Origin of the sequence: Parasphingomonas zepuensis, assembly GCF_036663735.1 — a bacterium.
Classification (GTDB): domain Bacteria; phylum Pseudomonadota; class Alphaproteobacteria; order Sphingomonadales; family Sphingomonadaceae; genus Sphingomonas.
Map to the genome: position 1 here is coordinate 343,987 of NZ_JAXOJO010000003.1, position 10,878 is coordinate 354,864.

Sequence of the window (10,878 nt, forward strand, 5' to 3'; positions counted from 1 at the left end):
CCGTCAGGCACGATCGCGGACGCCTTTGCGTTTCGGCTCAGCCTCGACGAGCAGGGCATCGAGCCGCTTACGCATCGTCTCCAGTTCGCAGCGCAGCAGTTCCACCTTCTGGGTCTGCGGATCGAACATCTCGCTGCACGGCGTGCCGTAAGCGAGGAATTCCTGCGGCTTCTGACCGCCTTCGACCATCGTCGCGCGGGCGGGAATGCCGACCATCACCGCGCCCTCGGGCACGTCGCGGGTCACCACCGCATTGGCGCCGATCCGGGATCCCCGGCCGACGGTGATCGGTCCGAGCACCTGAGCGCCCGATCCGATGATCGCGCCTTCCAGGATGGTCGGGTGGCGCTTGCCCGCGACGCCATTGTCGGGGCTGGTCCCGCCCAGCGTGACGCACTGATAGATGGTGACGTTGTCGGCGATCTCCGCCGTCTCGCCGATCACGACGAAGCCGTGGTCGATGAAGAAATTGCGGCCGATCTTCGCGCCGGGATGGATGTCGATCGCAGTCCAGGCGCGGGAGAAATGATTCACCAGCCGGGCGAGAAAATAGAGCCGCGCGTTGAACAGGCGGTGCGCGACACGGTGCCAGGCAAGCGCCCACACCCCCGGATAGGTGAGAATCTCCAGCCGTGACCGTGGCGCGGGATCGCGCGCCTTGATCGAATCGAGATAAGCGATCAACCGCTCCATCATCTCGCGTCCCCTTTTCTGGGGCGATATCTAGTCGCTCGATCGGACAAATTAAAGGACTGCCCTCCCGCTAACTTCATCGGCATAAACCCTATCTTCCTTGTAGGATTTCGCCGGACGCGCGAATTCGGCACAAATCGGCCGCGGAGACTTTAACCAGATGTTCGATATTACGCTCGCGACCGTGGAGACCGTGCTGCCTTTCATCGCGGTCGGCTTCGCCGCGCAAATGATCGATGGAGCGCTCGGCATGGCGTTCGGCGTCATCAACAACACGCTGCTGGTGAGCTTTCTCGGCCTGTCCCCGGCGGTCGCCTCGGCCAGCGTCCATGCGGTCGAGACGTTCACCACCGCGGCGTCGGGCGCCAGCCATATTTACCACAAGAACGTCAACTGGAAGCTGTTCAGGCGGCTCGTCATTCCCGGCGTGCTGGGGGGCGTGCTCGGCGCCTATGTGCTCAGCAACATCGATGCCGCGGTCGCGAAGCCGTTCGTCATGGCCTATCTCGCCTCGATCGGCGTGTACCTGCTGTTCCGCGCCTGGCGCGGCAAGGTGGAGCCGCGCGAGCCCAAGATCATCGAGCCGCTGGGCTTCGCGGGCGGCTTCCTCGATGCGGCCGGCGGCGGCGGCTGGGGCCCGGTCGTTACCTCCAACCTGCTGGTGCAGGGTGCTAGTCCGCGCAGCACGATCGGCACCGTCAACACGTCGGAATTCTTCCTGACCGCGACGATCTCGGCCACCTTCATCGCCACCATGGGTTTCGCTGCGTTCACGCTGCAGACCGTCGGCCTGCTGATCGGCGGACTGATCGCGGCGCCGTTCGGAGGGTTGCTCGCAAAGCGCGTGCCGGCAAGGCTTCTCATGGCGATGGTGGGCGTATTGCTGACCATAACCAGCGCCTACACGATCTGGTCAGCGCTTTCGAAATAACGCTGTTCTCCCTCCCGCAAGCGGGAGGGGAATGGGACGTCAGTTCACTGCCGAGTGAACGGTTGCGACTGCCTTCATCACCGCGCCGATGCGCACGGCGGTCTGGATCGCCTCGGCGGTCGCGCCGGCCTTCTTCAGCACATTCTCATGCGCATCGATGCACATGCCGCAGCCGTTCATCGCGGAGACCGCAAGGCTGAACAGCTCGAAATCGATCTTGTCGATCCCCGGCGCGCCGATAACGTTCATGCGCAGCTTGGCCGGCATCGTGCCATATTCCTCGTTCCCGGCGAGGTGGACGAAGCGATAATAGACGTTGTTCATCGCCATCACGGCTGCCGCCGCGCGCGCCGCATTGGCCGCCTCGGGCGAGAGCTTGTCGGCCACTTCGGCCTCGGTCGCATCGACCAGCGGCTTGTAGCCCGAGCCATGCGCGCAAGTCAGCAGCAGGCCATATTTCTGCTGATCGGGCAGATGCGCCTCGTTGAGCAGCGAGCCGACGTTCAGCCGGATATCCTTGGCGAAGTCAGGCAGCGTGCCTGCGAATTCCTTGAGCGACATGATGTACTCCAATCAAACGAAGGGGCGCGGAGCCGCTGGCCCCGCGCCCCTTCAAGGTTCGTCGATTACGCGGCAACCTGCAGGACGTCGTCGCCCTTGTTCCAGTTGCACGGGCAGAGCTCGTCGGTCTGCAGCGCGTCGAGCACGCGGAGCGTCTCGGCGGGGTTGCGGCCGACGTTCAGGCCGTTCACCTGCACTGCCTGGATGACATTGTCCGGATCGATGATGAAGGTCGCGCGATACGCGACATGCTCATTGGCATCGAGGATGCCGAGCTGCGACGCCAGCACTGCGCCATTGTCGGCGAGCCATGGGAAATCGGCAGCCGCCAGATCGGGATCGGACTTGCGCCAGGCGAGATGGACGTGCGCGGTGTCGGTCGACGCGCCGATCAGAACGGCGTCACGATCGGCGAAATCGTCCTTCAGCGCGGCATAGCCTACGATCTCGGTCGGGCAGACGAAGGTGAAGTCCTTCGGCCAGTAGAACAGGACCTTCCAGCGGCCCGGGAACGCGTCGTGGCTGAGCGTCTCACCGGCGGGAAGCGCGGCAATGCCCTGCTGGACGGGAACGGTGAATTCGGGGAGCTTGTCACCGACAGTAAGCATAATGGCCTCCTCAAGGAATGGGTCGGCCTTCAGCATCCTCAACAACGCGACGATTGATTCGCCGTCTGTGCTGCGCTGCATATAGCGCTGGCTTTTGATCGATCAAACAGCTTATTTACAGCTTGTTGATCGAGCGAGGCGATTATGGCTACCTATCTTCCCACCCTGAAGCAGCTCCAATATCTGGTGGCGTTGCAGGACCATGGCCATTTCGGACGCGCCGCCGATGCATCCTTCGTCACGCAATCGACGCTCTCCGCCGGCATTCGCGAGCTCGAGACGCTGATCGGGGTGACGCTGGTCGAACGCACCCGCCGGGTCGTCCGCTTCACCCCGCTGGGCGATCGCATTGCCGAAAAGGCCCGCCGGGTGCTGCGCGAGGCAGAGGAACTGGGCGATCTTGCCCGCGCCGCCGGGCGCCCCCTGTCGGGCGAGATGCGGCTGAGCGTGATTCCGACGATCGCGCCCTTCATGCTGCCGCGCATCCTGCCGCGCCTGCGACGCGACTATCCCGACCTGAAGCTGTTCCTGCGCGAAGAGCCGAGCGGCGCGGCCTGCGAAGGACTGCAGCACGGCCGCACCGATTGCGTGCTGCTCGCGTTGCCCTATGCCTGTGGCGAAGTGGCATCGCAGTTCCTGTTCGAGGATCGATTGTTCGTCGCCGGATTACCGGGCGAGATCGGCGCAGCGACCAGCGCGATGCGCGCCGACGATATCGACGAGACGCGGCTGTTGCTTCTCGAGGACGGCCATTGCCTGAAGGATCACGCGCTGGCCGCATGCAACCGGCCCGAACTCCGCGCCGAGGCTACGATGCTCGGCACTTCGCTCCACACGCTGGTGCAGATGGTCGATAACGGCCTTGGCCTGACCATGCTGCCCGAAATGGCGCTGAAGGCGGGCATCCTCGACCATACCGGATTGACCGCGCGGCCGCTGGATGCCGCGAATCCTGCACGCCGTATCGCGCTGGTCTGGCGCCGGGCGAGCCCGCGCGAGAAGGATTTCCACCTGCTCGCCGAGGTACTCGCCCAGGCGCAGTAGCCTGCGGCCATGAAACTATTCGGCCGCCGGACCGTATCCTGTCTTGTGCGCCCCCTTCGCGCAGGACGATATAGCTGGAGATACTGAATGAGATTCTCGACCAAGCTGCCGATTGTCGCCTTGTCTGGCCTGTTGCTTACCGCGGCTGCCGCTGAAGCTCGTACCCCTCAGGCCGCCCCCGCTGCCCCTGCCCCTGCCCCTGCTGCTGCAGCCGCGCCCAATCCGCAGGTCGGCGGCGTCGCGATGGACGCGGCCAAGCCAATCCCCGAAAATGCCGCGGCCGCGCCGAACCTGACCACGCTGGTAACCGCGCTGAAGGCGGCCGATCTGGTCGCGACCTTGTCCGGCCTTGGCCCGTTCACCGTGTTCGCGCCGACCAACGATGCCTTCGGACGGCTCGCCGCCGGCACCGTCGACACGCTGATGAAGCCGGAAAACAAGGCGACGCTGGCCAAGGTGCTGACCTATCACGTCGTGCCGGGCGCGATCACGCTCGAGCAGCTCAAGCAGAAGATGACCGCCGGCGGCGGCACGACGACGCTGACCACGGTCGAGGGCGAGGCGTTATCGGTGACCGACCTCAACGGTGCGATTCAGCTGACCGACGTCAACGGCAACAAGAGCTATGTCGAGGTTCCCGATGTGCGGCAGTCGAACGGCGTCGTGCATGTCGTCAACGGCGTGCTGATCCCGAAGCTCAGCTAGGATCCGCGTCCCACCGTGCGGCGGCGTGCGAATCGCCGTCGCGCGGCTCTACCCAGCGCGCCGCGTCGCCCCGCGTCTCGCGCTTCCAGAACGGCGCCTCGGTCTTGAGCCGGTCGATCAGGAAGGCGCACGCCTCGAGTGCAGCGCCGCGGTGCGCCGCCGCGGTCCCGACGAATACCACCAGTTCGCCCGGCCGCATCACGCCTACTCGGTGGACTATATTCAACGCCGCTAATCCCCATCGCCCGCTCGCTTGCTCGGCCAGGCGATGCAACGCCGCCTCGGTCGCGCCGGGATAATGTTCGAGCTCCAGCGTCGTGACTCCATCATCGGCGCGCACCACGCCGGCGAAAGTCGCGATGCCGCCAACTCCAGCCGCCATGATCGCCGCGAACTCGGCGGTCTGGTCGATCGGTTCGGGCTGGACCACGACACGGATCATCCGCCCGTCACCGGCGGAAAGATCGCGACTTCGCGCGGATGCCCGAGGGGAGCATCGAGGCCCACGAATACCTGGTCGACCGCGGCGCGCAGACGGGTCCGGTCGGCAAAGGCGCTGGCATGACCTTCGCTCCGCGTCGCCAGCCAGTCGATCAGGTCGCTTACCCGGGCGAGTCCCGTTGGGGGATCGACCGTCTCGGCGCCAGTTCCGATCGCCTCGCGCACCCAGGAGAAATAGAGCAGCTCGATCGCCATGGCGGCGCTCAATCCATATACTTCAGGCCGGCCCGCAGATAATCCCAGCCGGTGATGAGGGTCAGCACCGCCGCCCCCCACAGTGCCGCGATGCTCACCGTCTGGATCCACGGCCAGCCGGGCACCGCGCCAGCCAGGATCAGCCCGCCGAGCGAAACGAGTTGCAGCGTCGTCTTCCACTTGGCCAGGCTGGATACGGGCATGGAGACCTGGAGCTGCGCCAGGAACTCGCGCAGGCCAGACACGGCGATCTCCCGCAGCAGGATGATGATCCCGGCGATCAGAGACCAGCCGGCGATGTCGCGCGTCGCCACCAGCATCAGCACGACCGACGCGACCATGATCTTGTCGGCGATCGGATCGAGGAAGATGCCGAGCTTCGACACCGTGCCCTTGGACCGCGCGAGATAGCCGTCGAAATAGTCGGTGATGCCCATCAGGCAGTAGAGCGCGAAGGCGATCGCATATCCCGCCGACCAGGCCGGCCACCACAGGAACCCGACAAGCAGCGGAACCGCGAGAATCCGCGAAAGGGTGAGCAGGTTCGGGAGCGTCAGCATGATGGTCCGCTCTAGCCCCGCCACTGCCCCGGCGAAACCCCACACACCGATATTCGGTTGCTGGTGCGGCGCGCGGTCGGCTATGCGTGCCGCCGTTCGTTGCATCAAAGGCCTTTTCCAACCATGCTCAACGCGCTCGGGTTACTGAAAGAGCGCCGTTTCCTGCCGCTTTTCGTCACTCAGTTCCTCGGTGCGTTCAACGACAACCTGTTCAAGACCTCGATGGTGCTGTTCGCGACCTACCAGGTCTTCAACGATCCCCGGGTCGAACAGAATTTCAACGCGCTGGCGACGGCGATCGCCATCCTGCCCTTCTTCCTGCTCTCGGCTTTGTCGGGGCAGCTCGCCGATACCACCGACAAGGCGAAGATCATCCGCATCGTGAAGACGGCGGAGATCCTGATCATGCTGTTCGGCGGCATAGGGCTGATGGTGGCGCGCGCCGGCTATGTGAACCTGGGGCTTGGGCTGATGCTCGGTGCCGTGCTGTGCTTGGGCGTCCATTCGACCTTTTTCGGGCCGATCAAATACGCGATCCTTCCCCAGCATCTGAAGGCGGACGAAGTGCTCGGCGGAACCGGACTGGTCGAGGCAGCGACCTATCTCGCGATCCTGCTCGGCACGGTCGTCGCGGGCTGGGTCTCGATCGAAGGTGCCGCGATCACCGGCCTGTGCGTCGCGATCGTCGGCTGGATCACCGGCCGGATGGTGCCGCCGGCTCCACGCGCCGGCGCGGTGCTGAAGATCAACTACAATCCCTTCACTGCCTCGTGGCGCCTGATCAGCGCGACGATGCATATCCCGCGCCTGTTCCTCGCGATCTGCGCGATCAGCTTTTTCTGGACGATCGGCGCCGTGCTGATCATCACCTTCCCGCCGCTGGTGAAGAATGTGCTCACTGCCGACGCGCGCGTATCCAGCATGGTCGTCGCGCTGTTTTCGATCGGGATCGCGATCGGATCGGTGGTGATCAACACGATGCTTAAGGGCCGGGTCTCGGCGAGGTTCGGGCCCGCCTCGGTGATCGCGATGGGCGTGCTCATCATGGTCTTTTCGCTGCTGGTGCGCGCCTGGCCGGAGGCTCCGGCCGGCACGCTCTACAACATGATTTCCTTCTTTCAGCTGCCCCGCGCGATCCCGCTGGTGCTGGTGCTGATGGCGATCGCCATCACCGGCGGCATGTTCGTCGTGCCGCTCTACACCTTCCTCACCACGACGGTGACCAAGGATCAGACCGCCCGCACCGTGGCCGCCAACAATGTGGTCAATTCAGGAGCGATGGTGGTCGGGGCGCTGATGGTCCAGGCCGTGTCCTTCCTGGGCGTGACCCCGGAGAACATGCTGTTCCTGGTGGCGGCGATGTGCCTGGTTTCGGCCTGGCTCGCCCAGAAACTTCACCTCGCCTGCGACGAGCCGGCGACCGCGACGGACGCTCGAACCCTCAGAAGATGAAGGTGTAGATGCAGATGAAGAAGGCCGTGAAGCTCAGCACGAACAGGCGGATGTCCTGATCGTCGCTGCGCTGTCGCGACAGCGCCTGGATGAACTTGAAGCGCTGGCGGAACGGGTGGCGGGCGGTGGGTGCCGGGAGGGCGATGTGCTGGGCCATGCGAAACAGTTAACGCTTCGTTTACGATTCGGGCCAGCGCGATTTGCAATTAATCGAGTCCGATAGCGGGACAGGAGGTTGGACGGCCGGCCCGAGACCGGGTTAGGATCGGCGCGTGACCTTCTTCGAGAGCATGATCGCGCTGGTGCTGATGGCAATCCTGCTGCTGCAGGTTTCGCGGCGGACATGGATTCCCTATCCCACGATGCTGGCCGCGGCGGGCGTGGTCGTCGCGCTGGTGCCGGGCAGCCCGGTGATTCGGCTGGACGGGCACACCGCCATGGCGCTGTTCATCGCCCCGGTGCTGGTCGACGCGGCCTTCGATTTTCCCCTTGCCGCGATTCGCCGGCTCTGGCGGCCGTTGCTCGCGCTCGCGGTCGTCGCGGTGGTGCTGACGACGGGCGTGGTCGCCTGGATCGGCTGGGCGTTCGCCGGGCTGCCAATCGCCGCGGCGATCACGCTGGGCGCGATCGTGGCGCCGCCCGACGCCGCCGCTGCGACGACCGTGCTGCGATCGGCGAAGCTGCCGCGCCGCACCGTCGAGGTGCTGACCGGCGAGAGCCTGCTCAACGACGCGACTGCGCTGCTGCTGTTCAGCGCAGCGCTCGCCATCCAGAGCCATGGCGGTATCGACGGCCCGGTCGCGTTGCGGCTCAGCCTGGCCGCGCCGGGCGGGATTGCGCTGGGCCTCGCCTGCGCCTGGCTCAACCGCTACCTCACTCGATACACGCGCGGCTCGCTCGGCGGCAATCTGCTCGAATTCGCCAGCACCTTCACGGTGTGGATCGTCGCCGACCGGCTCGGCCTGTCGGCGGTGCTGTGCGTCGTCGCAATGGCAATGTACCTCGCCAACGCGCCGGAAGCACGGGCCGGTGCGCGCAGCCGCATCCAGTCTTTTGCGGTGTGGGGTAGCGTGGTTTTCCTGCTGAACGTGCTCGCCTTCCTTCTGATGGGTATGCAGGTGAACCAGATCCTCGGTGATATGGAACCCGGGCGCCTGAACGAGGCGCTGAGCTTTGCCGGGCTGGTGATTGCGGCGGTCGTCGTCACCCGCATGGCCTGGGTGCTCGCCTATAACCGCCTGGCGCTGCATTTCAGGCTGTTCCGCGGGGATCTCAAGCCGGCCAGCCTGGCCCAGGGCATCGTGATCGGCTGGTGCGGCATGCGCGGGCTGGTGACGATGGCGACGGCCCTCGCGCTCCCGGCGGATTTCCCGCAGCGCGACCTGATCCTGCTCGCCGCGTTCGGCGTGGTATTGGCGACGCTGGTCGCGCAGGGACTGACCCTGACGCCGCTGATCCGCTTGCTCCGGCTGCACGACGGCGGAGCCGCCGAACGCGAACTGGCCGACGCGCGCACCACGCTGGCCGAGGTCGCGCTTGCGGCGATCGCCGATGCCGACGGCCCGGTCGCCACGGAGACCCGCCGGCAGTTCGAGCTCGACCGGGATGCGCTGGTCGATGCCAAGGCCTGCACCGTCTTCGAGCAGCGCCAGGCACTCAAGCGCATGGCCATTACTGCGCAGCGTGACCGCCTCGACACGCTGCGTGACGAGGCGACGATCGGCGAGCATAGTTTCGAGATACTGCAGGAGGAGCTCGACTGGCGCGAACTGGCGGTGAGCCCGGAGGGCCTCCGCACGATCGAAGAGGGCTAGCCACCACGCCCCGGAAGAACCACGTACCTATACGTAAAGCCCCAATTTCCCCCCTGCCCTACGGCATTTGACGGCGATCAAGGGCCGCATCCGCGGCGCCCGCCAAGGGCAAGCTGCCTGATTTGATGCGGAGGGGCGAATGGACGACATCTTGATGCGCGCGGGAGCGTGGTTATTCGTGGGCATCGTCGCGATCGTCGCGGCGGCGACCGCGATCGATCATGGTTTTGCCGTGCATATGGTCATCGTCGCGTTCGCCGCGCTGATCGCCGCCGTCGTCGCGATGCGCGGCGCGGGCAATCCGGCGCTAGCGGCGGGACTGGCGCCGCCGGCCCCGCGCGACCGCTATGACGACGAGGTGATTCGCTGGGGCGTGATCGCCACCGTCTTTTGGGGCGTGGTCGGCTTTCTCGTCGGCCTGGTGATCGCGTCGCAACTCGCTTTCCCGCTGCTGAACCTCCATTCCGAATTCACCACCTTCGGCCGTCTCCGGCCGCTGCATACCTCAGCCGTGATCTTCGCCTTTGGCGGCAACGCTCTGATCTGCACCAGCTTCTACGTCGTCCAGCGCACCTGCCGCGCGCGGCTCGCCTTTCCGGCGCTCGCCCGCTTCGTGTTCTGGGGATACCAGCTGTTCATCGTGCTGGCCGCCACCGGCTATCTGCTGGGCGTCACCGAGGGCCGCGAATATGCCGAGCCCGAATGGTATGTTGATATCTGGCTGACGATCGTCTGGGTGTCCTATCTGGCCGTGTTCGTCGGCACGATCGTGCGCCGGTCGGAACCGCATATCTATGTCGCCAACTGGTTCTACCTCGGCTTCATCATCACCGTCGCGCTGCTGCATCTGGTCAACAACCTGTCGATGCCGGTCAGCCTGGTCGGATCGAAATCCTATTCCGCCTTTGCCGGCGTGCAGGATGCGCTGACGCAGTGGTGGTATGGCCATAACGCGGTCGGCTTCTTCCTGACCGCCGGCTTCCTCGGCATGATGTATTATTTCGTGCCGAAACAGGCCGAGCGCCCGATCTACAGCTATCGGCTGTCGATCATCCATTTCTGGTCGCTGATCTTCCTCTACATCTGGGCCGGCCCGCACCATCTCCACTACACCGCGCTGCCGGACTGGGCGCAGACGCTGGGCATGGTCTTCTCGATCATGCTGTGGATGCCGAGCTGGGGCGGCATGATCAACGGGCTGATGACGCTCAACGGCGCATGGGACAAGATCCGCACTGATCCGATCATCCGCATGATGGTCTTCGCCCTCGCCTTTTACGGGATGTCGACCTTCGAGGGCCCGATGATGTCGGTGAAGTCGGTCAACTCGCTCAGCCATTATACCAACTGGACGATCGGCCATGTCCATTCGGGCGCGCTCGGCTGGAACGGCATGATCACCTTCGGCGCGCTCTATTACATGACGCCGCGGCTGTGGGGCCGGACCCGCCTCTATTCGCTGCGCATGGTCAACTGGCACTTCTGGTGCGCGACGCTCGGCATCGTGCTCTACGCCTCGGCGATGTGGGTGGCGGGCATCACCCAGGGCCTGATGTGGCGCGAATATGGGGCCGACGGGTATCTCGTCTACGCCTTCGCCGAAGTCGTCCAGGCTATGCATCCCTATTATGTGATCCGGGCAGCGGGCGGCATCCTGTACCTCGCCGGCGCCGTCATCATGGTCTGGAACATCTGGATGACGATCGCGGGCAAGCTCCGCGACGAAGCTCCGATGTCGAGCCCCGCCTTCGATCCGGCACGCGACGTGCCGGTCGTGCCCGCACCCCAGCCAGCTCACGCCTAGGACGCCCGCA

The 10,878-nt window shown here is 65.1% G+C and carries 13 protein-coding genes; 6 read left to right on the plus strand and 7 right to left on the minus strand.

Annotation, left to right across the window (positions count from 1 at the left end):
* Positions 1 to 3 precede the first annotated feature (3 nt).
* Complete coding sequence (gene epsC, locus U1769_RS12910; protein ID WP_332716515.1) at positions 4 to 696, minus strand: serine O-acetyltransferase EpsC; 693 nt, start codon at positions 694 to 696, stop codon at positions 4 to 6.
* Between the two features lie 157 nt (positions 697 to 853).
* On the opposite strand from epsC, the gene U1769_RS12915 reads away from it, so the two are divergent.
* Positions 854 to 1,624, plus strand: a complete 771-nt coding sequence (locus tag U1769_RS12915) for a sulfite exporter TauE/SafE family protein (protein ID WP_332716517.1) — start codon at positions 854 to 856, stop codon at positions 1,622 to 1,624.
* A gap of 39 nt (positions 1,625 to 1,663) precedes the next feature.
* Here the strand turns inward: U1769_RS12915 and ahpD are convergent, their stop codons facing one another.
* Both ahpD and U1769_RS12925 read right to left on the minus strand, forming a co-directional pair.
* Positions 1,664 to 2,185: an alkylhydroperoxidase, AhpD family gene (gene ahpD / locus U1769_RS12920; RefSeq protein WP_332716519.1), complete on the minus strand. Its 522-nt coding sequence runs from the start codon at positions 2,183 to 2,185 to the stop codon at positions 1,664 to 1,666.
* Between the two features lie 65 nt (positions 2,186 to 2,250).
* Positions 2,251 to 2,793, minus strand: coding sequence for a peroxiredoxin (locus U1769_RS12925; RefSeq protein WP_332716521.1), 543 nt, complete (start codon positions 2,791 to 2,793; stop codon positions 2,251 to 2,253).
* Between the two features lie 144 nt (positions 2,794 to 2,937).
* Between U1769_RS12925 and U1769_RS12930 the strand changes: the two genes are divergently transcribed.
* Together U1769_RS12930 and U1769_RS12935 are read left to right on the plus strand one after the other, a co-directional pair.
* A complete protein-coding gene (locus U1769_RS12930; protein WP_332716523.1) occupies positions 2,938 to 3,837 on the plus strand; it encodes a hydrogen peroxide-inducible genes activator in 900 nt (299 codons plus the stop codon).
* A gap of 87 nt (positions 3,838 to 3,924) precedes the next feature.
* Positions 3,925 to 4,542: a fasciclin domain-containing protein gene (locus tag U1769_RS12935; protein WP_332716525.1), complete on the plus strand. Its 618-nt coding sequence runs from the start codon at positions 3,925 to 3,927 to the stop codon at positions 4,540 to 4,542.
* On the opposite strand, the gene U1769_RS12940 is transcribed toward U1769_RS12935, so the two are convergent.
* The 3 genes from U1769_RS12940 to pgsA are packed head-to-tail and all read right to left on the minus strand — an operon-like array spanning position 4,535 to position 5,798.
* On the minus strand, positions 4,535 to 4,984 hold the full coding sequence (locus tag U1769_RS12940; protein ID WP_332716527.1) for a molybdenum cofactor biosynthesis protein MoaE: 450 nt from the start codon (positions 4,982 to 4,984) through the stop codon (positions 4,535 to 4,537). The genes U1769_RS12935 and U1769_RS12940 overlap by 8 nt on opposite strands.
* Positions 4,981 to 5,238, minus strand: coding sequence for a molybdopterin converting factor subunit 1 (gene moaD, locus U1769_RS12945; RefSeq protein WP_332716529.1), 258 nt, complete (start codon positions 5,236 to 5,238; stop codon positions 4,981 to 4,983). The genes U1769_RS12940 and moaD overlap by 4 nt, the downstream gene beginning before the upstream one ends.
* Before the next feature lie 8 nt (positions 5,239 to 5,246).
* On the minus strand, positions 5,247 to 5,798 hold the full coding sequence (gene pgsA, locus U1769_RS12950) for a CDP-diacylglycerol--glycerol-3-phosphate 3-phosphatidyltransferase (protein WP_332717578.1): 552 nt from the start codon (positions 5,796 to 5,798) through the stop codon (positions 5,247 to 5,249).
* A 123-nt stretch (positions 5,799 to 5,921) separates the two neighbouring features.
* Between pgsA and U1769_RS12955 the strand changes: the two genes are divergently transcribed.
* On the plus strand, positions 5,922 to 7,250 hold the full coding sequence (locus U1769_RS12955) for an MFS transporter (RefSeq protein WP_332716531.1): 1,329 nt from the start codon (positions 5,922 to 5,924) through the stop codon (positions 7,248 to 7,250).
* Here the strand turns inward: U1769_RS12955 and U1769_RS12960 are convergent.
* The gene (locus U1769_RS12960) at positions 7,240 to 7,407 is read right to left on the minus strand and encodes a hypothetical protein (protein WP_332716533.1); all 168 of its coding nucleotides are present in this window, start codon (positions 7,405 to 7,407) and stop codon (positions 7,240 to 7,242) included. The genes U1769_RS12955 and U1769_RS12960 overlap by 11 nt on opposite strands.
* Positions 7,408 to 7,522: 115 nt before the next feature.
* Here U1769_RS12960 and U1769_RS12965 point away from each other — a divergent pair, with 115 nt between their 5' ends.
* Positions 7,523 to 9,064 (plus strand): cation:proton antiporter, encoded by a 1,542-nt coding sequence (locus U1769_RS12965; RefSeq protein WP_332716535.1) that lies wholly within the window; start codon positions 7,523 to 7,525, stop codon positions 9,062 to 9,064.
* 139 nt (positions 9,065 to 9,203) lie between these two features.
* Entirely contained in the window at positions 9,204 to 10,868 is a 1,665-nt protein-coding gene (ccoN, locus tag U1769_RS12970) for a cytochrome-c oxidase, cbb3-type subunit I (RefSeq protein ID WP_332716537.1), read from the plus strand.
* The last annotated feature ends 10 nt before the right edge of the window (positions 10,869 to 10,878 follow it).